Origin of the sequence: Bacillus sp. AY18-3 (assembly GCF_008042305.1) — a bacterium.
In the GTDB taxonomy this organism is placed as follows: Bacteria; Bacillota; Bacilli; order Bacillales; family Bacillaceae_G; genus Bacillus_A; species Bacillus_A wiedmannii.
On record NZ_QKQR01000018.1, the window covers coordinates 35,011 to 52,850 of the forward strand.

15 protein-coding genes and 1 pseudogene are annotated in these 17,840 nt (G+C 34.5%); 12 read left to right on the forward strand and 4 right to left on the reverse strand.

Translation table 11 applies throughout. The features are described from left to right. Positions 1–250 precede the first annotated feature (250 nt). The 11 genes and pseudogenes from DM800_RS17875 to DM800_RS17920 all read left to right on the forward strand — a co-directional run bounded on the left by DM800_RS17875 (position 251) and on the right by DM800_RS17920 (position 12,165). The gene (locus DM800_RS17875) at positions 251–955 is read left to right on the forward strand and encodes a metallophosphoesterase family protein (protein ID WP_048562841.1); all 705 of its coding nucleotides are present in this window, start codon (positions 251–253) and stop codon (positions 953–955) included. A 150-nt stretch (positions 956–1,105) separates the two neighbouring features. Next, positions 1,106–1,777 (forward strand): response regulator transcription factor, encoded by a 672-nt coding sequence (locus DM800_RS17880; RefSeq protein ID WP_147787289.1) that lies wholly within the window; start codon positions 1,106–1,108, stop codon positions 1,775–1,777. After that, positions 1,774–3,024 (forward strand): sensor histidine kinase, encoded by a 1,251-nt coding sequence (locus DM800_RS17885; protein WP_304488575.1) that lies wholly within the window; start codon positions 1,774–1,776, stop codon positions 3,022–3,024. Before DM800_RS17880 ends, DM800_RS17885 begins: the two co-directional genes overlap by 4 nt. A 206-nt stretch (positions 3,025–3,230) precedes the next feature. Next, a complete protein-coding gene (locus DM800_RS17890) occupies positions 3,231–4,052 on the forward strand; it encodes a transporter (protein ID WP_098090702.1) in 822 nt (273 codons plus the stop codon). Positions 4,053–4,065: 13 nt separating this feature from the next. Then, positions 4,066–4,815, forward strand: coding sequence for a C39 family peptidase (locus DM800_RS17895; protein WP_147787291.1), 750 nt, complete (start codon positions 4,066–4,068; stop codon positions 4,813–4,815). Between the two features lie 282 nt (positions 4,816–5,097). Continuing rightward, positions 5,098–6,111: pseudogene (locus DM800_RS30060) on the forward strand (HAMP domain-containing protein); the annotation flags it as partial. A gap of 120 nt (positions 6,112–6,231) precedes the next feature. Then, positions 6,232–7,050 carry a methyl-accepting chemotaxis protein gene (locus tag DM800_RS30065; RefSeq protein ID WP_434087966.1) on the forward strand — a complete coding sequence of 273 codons (819 nt, stop codon included), beginning with the start codon at positions 6,232–6,234 and terminating at the stop codon, positions 7,048–7,050. Between the two features lie 78 nt (positions 7,051–7,128). Continuing rightward, positions 7,129–8,733, forward strand: coding sequence for a sensor histidine kinase (locus DM800_RS17905; RefSeq protein ID WP_147787293.1), 1,605 nt, complete (start codon positions 7,129–7,131; stop codon positions 8,731–8,733). Continuing rightward, positions 8,730–9,437, forward strand: a complete 708-nt coding sequence (locus DM800_RS17910; RefSeq protein WP_147787294.1) for a response regulator — start codon at positions 8,730–8,732, stop codon at positions 9,435–9,437. Before DM800_RS17905 ends, DM800_RS17910 begins: the two co-directional genes overlap by 4 nt. 122 nt (positions 9,438–9,559) lie before the next feature. Further along, positions 9,560–10,906 (forward strand): 2-hydroxycarboxylate transporter family protein, encoded by a 1,347-nt coding sequence (locus tag DM800_RS17915; RefSeq protein ID WP_000512729.1) that lies wholly within the window; start codon positions 9,560–9,562, stop codon positions 10,904–10,906. Positions 10,907–10,965: 59 nt separating this feature from the next. Next, complete coding sequence (locus DM800_RS17920; RefSeq protein ID WP_075310641.1) at positions 10,966–12,165, forward strand: NAD(P)-dependent malic enzyme; 1,200 nt, start codon at positions 10,966–10,968, stop codon at positions 12,163–12,165. A 297-nt stretch (positions 12,166–12,462) separates the two neighbouring features. Here the strand turns inward: DM800_RS17920 and DM800_RS17925 are convergent, their stop codons facing one another. Beyond that, positions 12,463–12,987: a DUF4871 domain-containing protein gene (locus tag DM800_RS17925; RefSeq protein ID WP_147787295.1), complete on the reverse strand. Its 525-nt coding sequence runs from the start codon at positions 12,985–12,987 to the stop codon at positions 12,463–12,465. A gap of 115 nt (positions 12,988–13,102) precedes the next feature. Then, complete coding sequence (locus tag DM800_RS17930) at positions 13,103–14,029, reverse strand: DMT family transporter (RefSeq protein ID WP_088121249.1); 927 nt, start codon at positions 14,027–14,029, stop codon at positions 13,103–13,105. A 120-nt stretch (positions 14,030–14,149) separates the two neighbouring features. On the opposite strand from DM800_RS17930, the gene pdxR reads away from it, so the two are divergent. Continuing rightward, on the forward strand, positions 14,150–15,550 hold the full coding sequence (pdxR, locus tag DM800_RS17935; RefSeq protein ID WP_147787296.1) for a MocR-like pyridoxine biosynthesis transcription factor PdxR: 1,401 nt from the start codon (positions 14,150–14,152) through the stop codon (positions 15,548–15,550). Positions 15,551–15,582: 32 nt separating this feature from the next. Here pdxR and DM800_RS17940 read toward each other — a convergent pair whose 3' ends face one another. Continuing rightward, positions 15,583–16,095 (reverse strand): GNAT family N-acetyltransferase, encoded by a 513-nt coding sequence (locus DM800_RS17940; RefSeq protein ID WP_000351216.1) that lies wholly within the window; start codon positions 16,093–16,095, stop codon positions 15,583–15,585. Between the two features lie 255 nt (positions 16,096–16,350). Beyond that, the gene (locus DM800_RS17945; RefSeq protein ID WP_088061789.1) at positions 16,351–17,814 is read right to left on the reverse strand and encodes a HAMP domain-containing sensor histidine kinase; all 1,464 of its coding nucleotides are present in this window, start codon (positions 17,812–17,814) and stop codon (positions 16,351–16,353) included. Between the last annotated feature and the right edge of the window lie 26 nt (positions 17,815–17,840).

Sequence of the window (17,840 nt, forward strand, 5' to 3'; positions counted from 1 at the left end):
GCTGCCACCGCTACTACAACTTCCATCACTTTTTTCATGTCTCATCTCTCCTTGTTTTTTGTTTCATTTCTTACTTTTAGTATAAGGAAATATAGCACTTGCAACTATCGAATTGGATGACAAGAGACTTACATTGTTGTAAGGACAATCGTTTTATTTGTAATAAATGTGATTTCGAATATGGATTCAGAAATTTCTGTTGTTTTGAACTATAATTAGAAAGAGAGTGGCTTAGAAAGAAGGGGATAATATGAAAAGAATTCTTGTTATTAGTGATATTCATGGAGAAATAGAAAAGTTCGAACAGTTATTAGAAGAAGCTCAATATGATGCAAGACAGGATCAATTGATTTTATTAGGGGATTATGTAGATCGTGGTCCCAATGCGCGTGCTGTAATTGAAAAGGTAAAAGCGTTAAAAGAAGAGGGAGCCCTCGTTCTAAAGGGTAATCATGAAGATATGATGATTAAAGCGTTAACGACTGATGAAGAACGTTCATGGAACCATTGGGTAAAAAGGAATGGTGGAGATAAGACTTTATACAGCTATGGCTTTGTAGAAGAAGATATTGTGGTTAATGAAGAAGCCTTCCAAAAACCAATTTTACAATCGCATGTTTTAGAGGAACATGTAAAATTTATTCAAGAATTAGATCATTACATTGAAACAGAAGAGTATATATTTGTACATGCCGGTGTTGAGCCATTGAAGCGAGTTTCGGAATGTGAACCATATACGTTAATGTGGATACGTAATGAGTTTCATAGTGGGTATAGTGGTGAAAAGGTTGTTGTATTTGGTCATACGGAAACAAAAACGTTTCATGGTAGTGAGAATTGCGGCGTGTATTTTGGGAGTAATCGTATTATAGGGATTGATGGCGGTGCTGTATATGGTGGCCAGTTAAATTGTTTAGAATTGCCGAGTAAAAAGGTGTACGTAGTAAAAAGTTGAAAGAGATAAGGGGAGTCTTATTTCTTTCAATTTTTTATTAAGAAAAATTTAAGAAAGAATTTTTATAATAAATCATTCAAATTTTATATTGAGAAAAACGTTAAAATATAATTATAAATAGAATTGAACAATATGGTGGAAGGTGAGAATATGCGCTTACTCGTAGTAGAAGATAATGCTTCTTTATTAGAGTCTATTGTCCAAATATTACGCGATGAATTTGAAGTAGATACAGCATTGAATGGGGAAGATGGATTATTTCTAGCGTTACAAAATATATATGATGCCATTTTACTTGATGTGATGATGCCAGAAATGGACGGTTTTGAAGTAATTCAAAAAATACGTGATGAAAAAATTGAAACACCAGTCCTATTTTTGACAGCGAGAGACTCTTTAGAAGATCGCGTGAAAGGCTTAGACTTTGGTGGGGATGACTATATCGTTAAGCCATTTCAGGCTCCAGAGTTAAAAGCGAGAATTCGTGCTTTATTACGACGAAGCGGTAGTTTAACAACAAAGCAGACTATTCGTTATAAAGGGGTTGAACTGTTCGGAAAAGATAAAGACGTTCAAGTAGATGGACAAAGTATGAAGTTAACATTAAAACAATATGAGCTTCTAGAGTACCTTGTTCAAAATAGCGGAAAGATTTTAATGCGTGAACAAATTTTTGATCGTGTTTGGGGATTTGATTCAGATACGACAGTAGCAATTGTAGAAGTGTATGTACATCATTTACGTAAAAAATTAGAGCCATTCGGTTATCAGAAAGATATTCAAACTGTTCGAGGTATTGGATATATATTAAAAGAACAATGAAAAAGGGAAGCATGTTTCAGAAAACACGCATTCGATTGACTATATTGAATTCATTAGTATTTATTATCTTGATAGGTGTATTAGGCAGTATCATTTATTCATACACATATAATCGTATTTATAATGAAGTAGATAAATCGATAGGAAAATCCGTTCAGCATAGAAAGAATTCAGATGATAAAAAACTACCTAAAAAAATTAGGGGATATCCTCCGATTGGGGATCCAAGGATAACGGAGTTAATTTGGATTGGAAACATAGTGGAGATAGGTATTGAAAACGGCAAACGCCGTTTTATCTTTGAAGATAATTTGGAAAAGTTTTCTCCAAAGAAATTAGGAACTTTGCAAGATATAGAAGTGCAAGGGCAATATTTTAGAACATTTGCATTTCAACAAGATACAAAAATAGTTCAAATTGTACGCGATATAACAGCTGAAAAAGAAATGTTAAATACTTTATTTTTAATTCTTGTTATTGGTTGTAGTGTAGGAAGTTTATGTGCAATAGGCATCGGCTTTTTCTTAGCCGGCAGGGCACTCATACCCATTCAAAATTCGTGGGAAAAACAGCAGCAATTCGTTTCGGATGCATCACATGAATTAAGGACACCACTTGCAGTTATTCAATCAAAAACGGATGTGTTATTCCAGTCACCATCTGCGACAATAGAAGAAAAAGCGATGGATATTTCTACGATTTCAAAGGAGTGTAGACGGTTATCTAAGCTTGTAACTAACTTATTATTGTTAGCACGTTCGGATTCTAATCAAATTGAGATGGATAAGAGAACATTTGAAATGGATAAATTGTTAGAAGAAATAGTAGATCCATATAAGGAAATTGCTTCATATCAAGAAAAAGAGATGATATTGAAAGTAGAACATGACATATCATTTATGGGTGATAGAGAGAGAATTCATCAAATGATGGTCATATTGTTAGATAATGCGATGAAGTATACAAATGGGGGCGGGCATATTCAAATCGATTGTACGCAAATGAGCAGCTCAATTCGTATACGGGTGAAAGATGACGGGATAGGGGTTAAAGATGAGGACATCCCAAAATTATTTGATCGTTTTTATCAAGGTGATAAAGCGAGAAGTGCGTCAGAAGGAGCGGGATTAGGCCTTTCAATCGCAAATTGGATTGTAGAAAAGCATTATGGGAAAATATTAGTAGATAGCAAATGGGGAGAGGGTACTTGTTTTGAAGTGAATTTCCCTAAAAATCAAAGAATATAAGTGAGAAGACGATCTTGTTTTTACAAGGTCGTCTTTTTTTAAGGGAAAGTTAAGAAACTATTTATAACATGTATGATATACAGAAAGTTCGCCCTATGAAGAAGCGATTATAAAAAGGTATTTGAGCAGATTATATCGATCATAATGTTATTTCGATTATGTATAGGGAATGATGGAAAAGAAAGTGTAAGAGGGAGGAATTAATTTTGAAAAAGAAAATGATGACGGTATTCACTATTGGAGTAATGAGCTTAAGCATATTAGGGGGTGCCTCTCCTTCTGAAACATCACAAGGAAAGACAAATTACACGCAGCGCAGTAAAGAACAATTAAATAATGGGAAGATACATGCGGTGCATACAGAAGAAAAGGCGGAGAATCTAGGTATTGAAACGGAAGGGAAAGAACAAATTACGCTAGAAAAAGAAATTCATGAGACGGAAGTAGGAAGAGAAGCTGAACAGTTAGGAATTTCGATTGAAAGAAAAGATGTTGGAACTCTTTCAGAAGAAATCTATGAAACAAAAGTGAGGCAAGAAGCGTTAAAGCTAGGCATATCTATAGAAAATACAACGATTGTAAATTTAATTAATCAAATTAATACGATTAAAATTAATGATGAAGCGGATAAATTAGGCATTTCGACAAATGGAAAAGAAATAGAAGACATTGCGGAAGAAATCTATGGAACGAAAGTAAGAGAGGAAGCAGGGAAGTTAGGTATTTCACAAAAAGGAAAAGAGATAGAAACGTTAGCGCAAGAAGTGTATGAACAAAAAGTGCAGGAAGAAGCAAAAAAATATCATATTGATTTGTATGGTAAAGATATATATCAAGTATTAAGCGAAATTAATGAACAAAAAGTGTTACAAATGGCAGATGAGCTTAATATGGATAAAACGAATATGAACGTTCAAGAATTAGCAGAAAAAATTAAAAAAGATCAGCCTGAAAAAGGAAAAGAACTAAATTTTGTACCGGTGATTCGCACGGATGCTGACGCGTTTTATTCTTATTTAACGAACTAAAAAGGGCGTGAGAGTGATACGGAGATGGAAGTGGTATATATGTATGGCTTTACTAGCTATAGCAGTATGGAATGTATATAAAAATGGCATTACAAAGTATGTGGAGAAGTTAACATTCTTCAATATACAAAGCGGAAAAGAAGCAGATTTTAGTAATAATGATGAAAAGGTCATCTTATCGAATGTACCTTTAATTCAGCAATTACCAGAGCTAGATAGAGGCTGTGAAGTGACTAGCTTAGCGATGATGTTACAATATGCAGGCATTACAGTGGATAAGATGCAATTAGCAAATGAAATAAAGAAAGTTGATTTTATGAACGATGGTGTACGTGGGAATCCGAATGAAGGATTTGTAGGGAATATTTATACCTTTTCTGAATCTGGATATGGTGTATATCACGGACCACTTTTTCAATTAGCGAAAAAGTATTTACCTAATAAAGCTGTGGACTTAACAGGGAAGAGTATAGAAGAACTTTATAAGAGTGTAAAATCAGGACAACCGGTAGTTATGATTACGAATGCAACATTTGCGCTATTAGATGAAGATGAATTTACTACATGGGAAACAAATAGCGGAGATGTTTCTATTACGTATAATGAACATTGTGTAGTACTGATTGGATACGATGAAGAATTTGTATATATTCGGGATCCTCTCGAGGATAGCCTAGATGTAAAAGTGCCGAGAGGAGAATTTGAAAAGGCATGGATGCAAATGGGGAGTCAGGCGATTAGTTATATGAAAAGCTCTAAATGAATTAGTAAGGAAATAGATGTAAGGAACTGTAAGAGGAGTTTTTGTGGGTGTTTTTTGTTAAGAAATAAGAGAACCTCAGCTTATTATATAGGCTGAGGTTCTCTTATTTTTTATGATTAAATATTTAGAAGTAGTGAATATGTAAAAATGCATAATTGACAAAAAAATTACATGTTATCATTATATATTGTTTTATATATGTTACTTGTATAAAATTACACAAGTATCCACATTACATAAAGGAGGATTATTATGCAAAAAATATTTAACTGGGTTAAATGTATGAGTATTAAGAAAAAATTAATCATTTCATTTTTTCTTATTTTAACTATACCAGGACTTATTATCGGTGGTGTTTCATATCAAACTGCCAAAACAAATTTTGAACAACAAATTACAGGTAAAGCAAAGGAGAATATTTCAGTTTTAAATACTGTTATTTCTCAAAATATAGAAGAGAAATTTGTTGATGCGGCGTACTTTGCAGACATTTTAACAGAGGATACATATCCAAACGGACAAGAAGAAATAGTAAGAACGAAGTTAACGCAATATATAAAACTTCATCCAGAAGTAGAAGGTATTTATATTGGAACACAGGCAGGAAAGTTTATAAGAGAACCATTTATCCAAATGGCTGATGGGTATAATCCAACAGATAGATCTTGGTATAAAGAAGCACATGAAAATAAAGGGAAAGTAATTGTTACTGCACCATATCAATCAGCATCTACTAAAAATATGGTAGTGACAATTGCTAAAGAAGTAAAAGATGGTAAAGGTGTTATAGGAATTAACTTAAATTTAGATAACATCTTAAAAATTTCCAAAATGATTAACATTGGTGAAAAAGGTTATGCAGTTATTCTAGATCAAAATAAGCAAATTGTTAGTCATCCATCTAGAAAATCAGGTGCAAAAGTTACTGATCCGTGGATTAAACCAATTTATGAAGAAAAACAAGGAAATGTGTCTTATACAGAACAAGGTGATAAAAAGAATTTAATCTTTGCAACAAATGAGAAAACAGGATGGAAAGTAGTCGGGGTTATGTTCGACGAAGAAATTACCGAAGCTGCGAATCCAGTGTTTTATAAGACTTTGATTGTCATTGCTATAGCTATTGTATTTGGTAGTGTATTAATTTATTTCATTACAAAGTCTATTACAAGACCATTAAGAAAAATAGCTGACTCGGCACATAAAATTAGTAAGGGAGATTTGACAGAGAAAATTACAATCCATTCCAAGGATGATATAGGGAAATTAGGGAATTCATTTAATGAAATGTCTGCCTCTTTACAAGATGTGATTACTCAAATTAGTTTTTCAGCAGAACATGTCGCTGCATCGGCTGAAGAGTTAACAGCGAGCGTACAGCAAGCAAATGATGCGACAGATCAAATTACAATTGCAATGGAACAAGTATCAGGTGGGGCTGAATCACAAAGTCAAGGTGTTGAAGAAGGTGCGGCTACATTACAACAAGTAAATACAGCAATTCAAGATGTAACTGGAAGCGCGGAATCAATTTCTATCTCCTCATTACATGCGAGAGAAAGAGCTGAAGAAGGGGAAGAATTGGTTGAACAAACAGCAAAACAAATGCAGTCTATTTCTAAATCGGTATCCGAGTCAGATGCTATTATTAAACTTCTTGATGAGAAATCAAAGCAGGTAGGAGCTATTTCTGAAGCGATTCAAAACATCGCTACTCAAACGAACTTATTAGCTTTAAATGCGGCTATTGAAGCGGCAAGAGCAGGTGAACAGGGCCGAGGGTTTGCTATTGTAGCTGATGAGGTTAGAAAATTAGCGGAGCAATCAGGAGAATCATCTGGAGAGATTGCAAATTTAATTGCAGAAATTAAGGCGGATATTGAACATACTGTTAAGGCGATGGATAATGTGAATGGAGAAGTTCAACAAGGCCTTGATGTTGTAACAAAAACGAAAGCAAGTTTTACGGAAATTTTAAGTTCTACTACACATATTGTTTCTCAAGTTAATCAAATGGTAGAAACAACGAAGAGAATTGCTGGAGATGCAAATGAAGTGACAAATGCTATTGATGAAATTGCAGCGGCTGCAGAAGAAAATACAGCTAGTATGCAAAGTGTTGCTGCTTCAACAGAAGAACAAGTGAATTCAATGGAAGAAATTAGTTCAGCTTCGCAAAACTTAGCTGGGATGGCCGAAGAACTACAAGCGATGACTAGTAAATTTAAAGTATAATAACAGCAGATAAGTAAGGTGATATTATTTTCACCTTACTTATTTTTCTATTCAGCAATTAGGGGAGTCATTAACGGGATGAAAAAAAGAAAAAGACTATGGAATTTATGGAAAACGATTACATTGTTAGTTTGTACAGTTGTAATTTTTTCTTTACTTGTGACAGATATATTAATTAGTCATAATGTAGAACGGACGACGGAGGATAGCCAAGCAGAGAAAGCAAAAACAATTGCACACATTGTGGCGAATGATTCAATTGTAATCGATGGTTTGATTGGGAAGGCAGATACTTCTGCAATCCAAACGTATACAAATAGAATATTAAAAAACACAGGTGTTCAATTCATTGTAGTTATGGACATGAATGGAATAAGAAAATCACATCCAAATCCTCAAAAAATAGGCTATCATTTTATTGGGGGAGATGAAGGGCCTGCATTGAAAGGAAAGGAACATGTATCGCTGGCAGAAGGAACTTTAGGTATTTCAATGCGAGTGTTTGTACCTGTAGTTTCTGAAACAGGTGAACAACTTGGAGCGGTGGCCGTTGGTATTTCAGCAGATAATGTAAAAGAGAGAGTTAGGGAAAGTAGACATATCATTTACATTGGTGTCGGAGTTGGAGTACTAGTTGGAATTATAGGAGCAATATTGCTAGCTAGACATATAAAGAAAAGTTTATTTGGTCTTGAACCTCACAGGATAGCGAAAATTCTTGAAGAAAGAAATACGATGCTACAATCTGTAAAGGAAGGTATTATTGCTGTAGATAAAGAAGCCAATGTAACTTTAATAAATAATGAGGCAAAACGATTGTTTAAGAAAAGTGGACTTGAAGAAGATTTTATCGGTAAAGATGTTGAGTTGTATATGCCTAATTCACGTATAAAAGAAGTATTACAAACGGGAGAGGTACAATTAAACGAAGAACAAAATATTTATGGAATTACGATTGTGACGAATCGTGTTCCTTTATATGTAAAAGGAGAAATAGTTGGTGCAATTGCAACATTTCGTGATAAAACAGAGGTTAGAAAATTAGCAGAAGAATTAACTGGTATTAGACTATATGCGGAAGCATTACGGGCACAATCGCATGAATTTATGAATAAAATGCATGTCGTATTAGGACTTACACACATGAAGCAGTATGAAGAATTACAGAAGTATATAAGCGGTATGGTATCAGAGCATCAATATGAAATTGGTGGGGTTATGGAGAGAATAAAAAGTCCAGTATTTGCTGGTTTTTTACTTGGGAAACTTAGCTATGCTAGAGAGAAAAATATAAAATTAATCATAAGTGAAGATTCTTACATGCCGGAAATAGATGATGAAAGTATTATTCATGAACTAATTACGATTGTCGGAAATTTAATTGATAATGCATTAGAGGCAGTGATGAATTGTGAAAAGAAGCAAGTTGAACTTGAGATACAATATGGGGATACATTAATCATTACAGTACAAGATACGGGGAAAGGTATACCAGAAGAAGAAATAGGGGCATTATTTACGAAAGGTTATTCCACAAAGGGGGATGACCGTGGTTATGGTTTGTATCTTGTAAAAGAAAGTATACAGCGAATAAATGGGGAAATTCATATGCATTCATTAGTAGGAAAGGGAACAACGATAACAATTGAAATACCTAAAGGTAGGGATGAGAGGCAAATATGATTAAAGTTTTAATTGTAGAAGATGACCCGATGGTAGCAATGTTAAATACGCATTATTTAGAGCAAGTAGGAGGGTTTGAACTTGTTCAAGCAGTTAACTCCGTTAAAGAAGCGATAGAAGTATTAGAGGAATCACGAGTAGATTTAGTATTACTTGATATTTTTATGCCTGAAGAAACTGGATTTGAGCTTTTAATGTATATTCGGAACCAAGAAAAAGAAATCGATATTATAATGATTTCAGCTGTACATGATATGGGGAGTATTAAAAAAGCATTACAATATGGTGTAGTAGATTATTTAATTAAACCATTTACATTTGAACGATTTAAAAAGGCGTTAACTATATATCGAGAAAAGCTTACTTTCATGAAAGAACAACAAAAAATTAGTCAATCGGAATTAGATTCGTTAATTTTGCAAAAAGAAAAAAGAGAACCTACTGTCACTAAAGAGCTTCCGAAAGGATTAACGAAGCAAACGATGCAATTAATTTGGCAAAAGATCGAGTCGCTGAATGGACGAGCGTTTACAACAGATGAAATGGCGCAATTAGTTGGGGTTTCAAGAGTTTCTATTCGAAAGTATGTAATGTTTTTGACTGAAATTGGAGTATTAGAAAACGAAATGGTGTATCAACATGTAGGAAGACCAGTGAGTAAATTAAGATGTATTGACCAAAATAAAATAGAGTTTTACGTATAAGCGACTTATTATAAGTCGCTTATACTTTTTTTAATTACAAAATCAATTACAAAACTTACAAAAACTATTTTTACTATTGAAAGCGTTTTAATATTGTTATTAAGAAAACAAGGAGGTGCCATATGGGAATTCAAAAGAATGTGGAAGCGGTATCATTTTCTGGAGGAAATGAAGTACAAAGAGAATCTTTCGCTTCTAAAATTATGAATGTAAAAATCGGTGTTATACCTTTACCGTTATATGTAGTATTGGCTGCTATTATTTATGGGGCATCTGTATATAATAAATTGCCAGCAGATATGATTGGTGGATTTGCAGTTATTATGATCATGGGTATTTTCTTAGGCGACATTGGAATGAGAATTCCAATTTTAAAAAATATCGGCGGCCCGGCAATACTTTCATTATTTATTCCATCATTACTTGTATTTTTTAACTGGATGAATCCAGCTTCAATGGAAGCTGCGACTATGTTAATGAAAAAATCGAACTTTTTATATTTATATATTTCTTGTTTAGTAGTCGGAAGTATTTTAGGAATGAATCGTAAAGTATTAGTACAAGGTTTCGTTCGTATGTTTATACCTTTAGTAGTAGGGACGTTAGCTTCTGTAGCGGTAGGATTATTGGTCGGTTCACTATTTGGATTTGAAATGAAGCAAACATTCTTCTTTATCATCGTACCAATTGTGAGTGGTGGTATTGGAGAAGGGATTTTACCATTGTCGCTAGCTTATAGTGATATTTTAAATGAATCATCAGCAACGTTTGTATCACAACTTATTCCAGCGGCTATTATTGGAAATATGTTCGCAATCGTGAGTGCAGGGTATATGAAGCGTTTAGGTGAGAAGAAACCGGAGCTTAGTGGTAACGGTGTATTAGTGAAAACAGACAATCAAGCAGAGTTATTAAAAGAACAAAATACAGAGAAGCCAATTGACTTCTCATTAATGGGAGCAGGTTTATTAATTGCGTGTACGTTCTTCATCTTCGGAGGATTTGCTTCTAAGTTCATCGGTATTCCTGGGGCAATCATTATGATTTTCTCAGCAGCACTTGTGAAATACTTTAAATTAATGCCAGCAAAAATGGAGCAAGGAGCATTCCATTTATATAAATTCATTTCGAAGAATTTAACTTGGCCGTTAATGGTTGGACTAGGATTGCTATATATTCCGTTAAAAGACGTAGCAGCAGTTCTTTCAGTAGGATATGTTGTTGTGTGCGCATCAGTTGTTCTTACAATGGTAGCATCAGGTTTTCTTGTAGGGAAAGTGATGAAAATGTATCCAGTTGAATCAGCAATTGTAACGGGATGTCATAGTGGTTTAGGTGGAACTGGAGATGTTGCTATTTTATCAGCTTCAAATCGTATGGAATTAATGCCGTTTGCGCAAATTTCAACACGTTTAGGCGGGGCAGCAATGGTTGTAACAGCGACAATTTTATTGAAAATGTTTTCATGATCAAACAAGCTAGCTATATTCATATAGCTAGCTTGTCAATTTAAGGGGAGATTATAAGTATGTTAGATAATCAAATTAATGAAAGATCATTGTTACTGCATAAAGAATTAGTAGGGAAAATTGAAATTACAAGTAAAGTAGAAGTAAATTCAGCGGATGATTTAAGCCTGACATATACACCAGGTGTAGCGGAGTCTTGCAAAGCAATTGCGGCGGATGAAGAAACAGTGTATGACTATACGGCACGCGGTAATATGGTGGCAGTTATCTCAGATGGAACAGCGGTACTTGGTTTAGGGAATATTGGACCGAAAGCAGCTATGCCTGTTATGGAAGGGAAGAGTATTTTATTTAAGAAATTTGCGAATGTAGATGCTTTCCCGTTATGTTTAGGTACGACTGATGTGGATGAAATCGTTACTCTTGTGAAAAATTTAGAGCCTACGTTTGCAGGAATTAACTTAGAAGATATTGCGGCACCACGTTGTTTTGAAATTGAAAAGCGATTAAAAGCAGAAACAAATATTCCTGTATTCCATGATGATCAACATGGGACCGCTATTGTCGTCTTAGCAGCTGTTATTAATGCATTAAAAGTTGTTAGCAAACAAATGGATAATGTGAAAATTGTTATTAACGGTGCAGGTTCGGCAGGAATTGCAATTGGAAAATTATTATTAAAAGCTGGTGCAAAGCGCATTACGTTAGTTAGCTTAGAAGGTATTGTTTGTGAAGGTGAATCATGGATGAACGAAGCACAAATTGAAGTTTCCAAAAAGACAAATCGAGAATATGTGCGTGGAGCGTTAAAAGAAGCGATTCATCAAGCTGATATTTTTATTGGCGTATCTGCTCCTAACGTATTAACGAAAGAACTTGTACAAACGATGAATGAGAAAGCAATTGTGTTTGCTATGGCGAATCCAATTCCAGAAATCTTCCCAGAGGATGCATTAGAGGCTGGGGCAGCTGTAGTAGGAACCGGGCGCTCGGATTATGCGAATCAAGTAAATAATGTATTGGCGTTCCCAGGGATATTCCGTGGTGCGTTAGATGTGCGCGCGACTGATATTACAGAAGAGATGAAATTAGCGGCAGCATATGGGATCGCTAACATCATTACGGACGAAGAACGTAATGCGAATTATGTAATCCCGAATCCGTTAGATAAAAGAGTTGTTCCAAGTGTTGCGGAAGCTGTAGCGAAAGCGGCCATTGATTCAGGTGTGGCGCAAATTATGAAAATACCAAGTTATTAATAGCTAAAAGCAGTGCCTAAAAAGGCACTGCTTTTTTGAGATAAGAAATCAAAATAATGAAGAAGTGTAAAATTATTTATTTGTGTGTCTTCACTATTTATTTAATTCCATTGCAACTTGTTTACCATTTACTAAAACCTCAGTTACTGCTACGATTACTTCTATCATTTTTTTCATCTCTCATCTCTCCTCGTGTCATTTCTTATTTTAAGTATAAGAGAAGAGAGATACTTCAACTACCGAAGTACATGACGTAGAAATTACATTGTTGTAAGAAAGTGTTTTAGTTTTGTCACTTTACTCAGCGGTAATTAAAAACTGATCATAATATTTTTCATTCACATATATATTTAATATCCATAATCCAGATGAAGGTAGTGACATAGTGAGAGGGAGTTCGTTTGTAGTAGAATCAATTGTATTTGAAGTAGTCCAAGTTGGTTTGGAAGTTTCTTGTTGAAAGAGTACGGGTGTTGGAGTTATTGATCCTTGTTTTAGTGCAATAATAGATAGTTTTCCAGTTGGCATTTCAGGATCTAAAAAGTACCACATTATTTCATTTTTTTCATTTGCGATAATAGGACTATCAGCCATTGCGATTTTTTCTTCGATGCCTTTTAAAGGTATTTTTTCTTGTATGAAGGAGGGTGTTTCTTCCCAATTTACATCTTTTAAAACGCTAAGATGAAAGAAGGAAGGTGCATTAACTTGAGTGGATGACGTTGCGATGGCTTCTTTTTTAGGTGTTTCTGAATCAGGTTGCGTTTGTGTGCATCCAGCGATGAGAAAAGAGAAAAGTAGCATAGTTCCGATTTTTTTCATGGTGTCACACTCCTAAATTTTATTGTTAGTGTAATTGTATTTGCTAGAAAGCGGGACAATTCCTTTAAAGTATAAAAAGAGGTCGTAAGTTTTGTACGACCTCTTTTGACATTTTCTATATTTGTTCAGTTGAAAAGGTAGGTTCATTCTCTTTTTGTGGCATCGTTAAGAAAATAACAGAAAGAACGATACATACGCCGCCTAATAATTGATATGCTCCAAAGGATTCATTTAGCCAAGCGATTGAAACGATGGCAGCTACAAGTGGTTCAATGCTAGATAAAATGCTCGTTTCTGTTGCTGCTAAATATTTCAGACTACCGATATAAAGGAGGAAAGAAAGAGTGCCACTTATGATGATAAGAATAAGCATAGAAAAAGTTCTTGATGTAAAAGTTTGTGAAAGCTGATTCCATTCAAACGAGCGATTACAAATAAGCAGGGCAATACCGCCAATTAACATTCCCCAGCCAATTACTACAGTTGTTCCGCATTCTTTAATAAGAGAGGCTGGATGAAGGGTATAAAATGCAAATCCAATTGCAGTTAATAGACCAAAAATAATGGCTTCTTTTGATAAAACAATATTTTCAATTGAACCATTTGTAATAATAAAGTATGTCCCCGTTAGTGCTGTTATAATTGCGAGCAGTTGCATAGACGCTGGGAATTTTTTTTGTCCAAATGCGACATAAATGGTAATAAGAACAGGGCCAAGAAATTGAAATAATGTCGCTGTAACGGCGTTACTAATATGAACTGTTTCAATAAAGGCGTATTGCGCACCGAGCATGCCGAGAATAGAGAAAATAATAAGTTGTATAGAATATCTAGGGTGTTTCCAAATTTGAAATATGTTTTGTTTCTTTATAAGTAAGAAAGACAAAATAAATATTCCTGCAAGCAACAAGCGAATTGTTAAAAAATCAATTGAGGATACATTAGTGTGCTGAAATAGCCACTGAATCATTGGACCAGATAATCCCCATAATGTAGCCCCTATAATAATCATAATGAGTCCGATACGTCTACCATTGTTCATTATCATGTTTCTCCTCTCCGGTATTTGATTTTTTATGTGTGACATGATAAAAGGAATTATATATAACTTCTGGTACTGTAAAAAGTATCAGATTTTAGTTTTATTAAGGGGTCAGATATTATGTTAGAATTAACGCCTAATTTAAATGTGAATAGTAAAAGAGCATTGTACGTGCAATTGTATGAGTATATAAAAAAAGAGATTAAAGATGGAACGATTCCGGCTTTAACAAAATTACCTGCAAAAAGAAAGCTGGCAAGCTATTTACAAGTGAGTAAGAATACAGTAGAAGCGGCTTACGAGCAATTACTTGCAGAGGGTTATATTGAGTCAGCATCGAGAAAAGGTTATTTTGTATGTAAAGTTGAACAAATGATTTATGTAGAAGGAAGTGAAGAGAAAGTAGAAGAAGTACCGTTTCGGGAGGAGAACTATACATTTGATTTCACCCAAACAGGGGTTGATACGAATACGTTTCCGTTCACTACGTACCGCAAGCTTATAAATGATGTATGGCAACCACATAATAATGAATTGCTTTTTCTTGGACATCCTCAAGGGGAATTGAGCCTGAGGGAGGAAATTGCCAACTATTTGTATGAATCTAGAGGTGTGCGTTGTTCAGCTAGCCAAATTGTAATAGGGGCGGGAACACAAATATTAGTGAAGTTACTTTTTCAATTGTTGAAGGGAAGTAATTATGCTGTTGAAAATCCAGGTTATCATAGGAAAATGGTCGTTTTTGAACAGGGAGAGAAGAAGGTTCAAATGTTGTCTTTAGATAGAGACGGAATTTGTATGGCAGATTTAGAAAATAGCGATGCGAATGTTGTATTTGTAACTCCATCTCATCAATTCCCATATGGAATGATTATGCCTATTACGAGAAGGACGCAGCTTTTACAATGGGCGAAGAAAGAGGAAGACAGGTATATTATTGAAGATGATTACGATAGTGAATTTCGTTATTCAGGAAAGCCAATTCCGGCACTACAAGGTTTAGATACAGATGGGAAAGTTATTTATATGGGGACGCTCTCAAAAGCTTTGTTGCCCTCATTACGGATGAGCTATATAGTATTACCGAAGAATGTAATTGAAAAATATCAAAAGGAATATTTGTTTTATACACAAAGTGTTTCAAGAATGGACCAAGAAGTGATTAGAAAGTTTTTAAATGAAGGCTATTGGGGAAAACATATTCATAAAATGCGCGTCGTCTACCGAAAAAAGAGGGATCGACTTGTTTTTGAAATAGAGAAGTATTTCTCTAATCGTGTTGAAGTGATAGGAGAAGATTCTGGATTACACATTTTATTAAAAGTGCATAATGGAATGCGAGAAGAAGAACTAATTAAAGAAGCTGCAAAATATAGTATTAAAATATATCCTGTTTCTACGTACTATAAAGACGGTACTGCGCCTGAAAATGTAGTTTTACTTGGGTTTGCAATTTTATCAGAAGACGAAATTGCGAAAGCGGTTCAATTATTACATAAGGCATGGTATACAAGAAAGTAAAAAACATCCTCCAGGCATGAGGATGTTTTTTATTATTTATTTTCATCTAAGAATAAGACCATATGCTCTTCGTCCCAATACTGTCCGTTATATTTCAGTGAACGTTCTTGTACACCGAATGTTTTAAAACCTAATGATTCATAAAGTTTCTTCGCACCATCGTTGCCAACAACAACATCAAGCATAACTTGTTCTACTTCTAAAGATTTAGCAAGTTCAAGACATTCTTTAATAAGTGCTTTTCCTGCTCCAAGTCCGCGTGCTTTTGGAGACACATATACAGAACCAATTTTAGCTTTATGTTCTTGTTTTACATATGGTTTCGTTTCCAGCGTTGCAACTCCGATTAATTGTCCATCTTTAAATGCACCTAGCGTATAGTTTTCATCTTGTGCTAATTTTTGTGCTTTATATTCAATCGCACACTCTTTATTAATAATATCTTCATAAGAAGAGCTGAAAGCTTCAGGGTTTTGCTTTAATCCTTCTACACGAAGTTCTAAGTAAATTTCTGCTTCATCTTTTGTTAATACATGGATATCCAATTATATCACCCTCCAAATCTTTGCAAATGTACCTTTACCCCGCTATTTGCGGGCAGTAAGAATCCAACTTTAAAATCCGGCGAATGCGCGGATTTTAGGTGGGAGATAACTGCCCGTAAATGCCCGATTGGTTAAAGTTTTACTTTATTTTATATTGAAATAAGAATAATTTCAAAAGGTTAGCTTATATGAGCTGATTTTATGAACAAAATAACACCAGTAGTGTTTACTACTACTGGTGTTTTCACACGCATCTTATTCAAAAGGTAGCTCGATTCTAAAGTTTGTTCCTACTCCTAATTGGCTTGTTACTAGAATGGAACCGTTATGCAATTCTACAATTTCTTTTGCAACAGCTAGCCCGATACCTTTTCCTCCAGTAGCTCTCGTTCTCGATTTATCAACACGATAAAAACGATCAAAAATATGCGGGATATCTTCTTCAGGAATACCTTCTCCTTCATCGGCTACACTTATTGTAAAAGAATCTGTTTCTGTGAGTACGCGTATCGTAATAGTAGTGTTTTCTGGCGAATGTTGATAAGCGTTGTGTAATAAATTTAACATAACTTGTTCCATACGTCTTTCGTCTATGCAAACTTCTAAATCATCTTTGCAATATACATGGAGTTGCATTTGTTTATTTGTTAATGTTGTTTTTGTTTTTTCAACCATTCGTTCTAAAAATGGTTGAAGAATCACTTTTTGTTTTTTTATAACAAACTGGTGTTGTTCTAATTGCACCAGCATAAATAAATCTTGGACGAGATCGGTTACACTATCTGTTTCATCCTCAATGATTTGTAAGTATTCTTCACGCTCTTCTTTCGTTAAAGAGTCTCTCTTTGCTACCTTCGCATAACCTTTCATATAGGTTAATGGAGTTAATAGTTCATGGGCAACACTAGCGAGAAATTCATTGCGTTCTTTTTTCATATAAGTCAGTTCACTAGATAAATCTTCAATCGTTTTTGCTAAACTTCCAAGTTCATCATTCCGTTTAATACCTAATTGAATTGGCTTATTTAACTTTGACATTTTTTCTGTTGCCTTCTTCATTTTTATAAGCGGTTCTGTAATAACACGAGAAAAAACAAAGACAGAAATAGTCGTTAAAATAATTGTTAAAACACTAATGATAAGAAATTGGTTCATGAGTTTAAGTAACATATTTTCTAAGAAAGATGTTTTTAATAACATATACAACTTACCTTGAAATCCTTGAAGTTCCAGCGGGCTTACCGTAGTGATGAATTTTGATTTTTTCCAGTTCTTTTCGACGATTAATCCGCCTTTTGGAATAGGTTCTGTTTTACAAGTAAGTTGTTTCTGCATTGCCTTTGTTACGGGTTCTGAAGTGGAAATGACTTTGCCATTATTGTCTGTTATTATGATGGCTATATCAGAGTTAGCAATTAATTCTGATTCTACTAAGTGTTCAGCTTCATTCGCGATATCGAACTCTGGATACATAGGACGGTTAGGCTTTTTATTGTATTCAGCGCGTTCGAGGTATTTCTTTTCTTTAGCAATGGCACTCCACTTTGTGCGGTTTGTAATTTTGTTACTATAGCGATTACCCTTTTCTAAAAGAGCAAGTGTTTCCTCCTCAATGCGCATGTTTGAAATGCTTTTGTAAAAAGATACGAAAGCAATTGTTTCAATACATAAAGCTAGTATTAAAAAGTATGTCCCAATTTTAAGTGAAAGTTTACTCATTTTCTCACCATACCTTATTTCATATA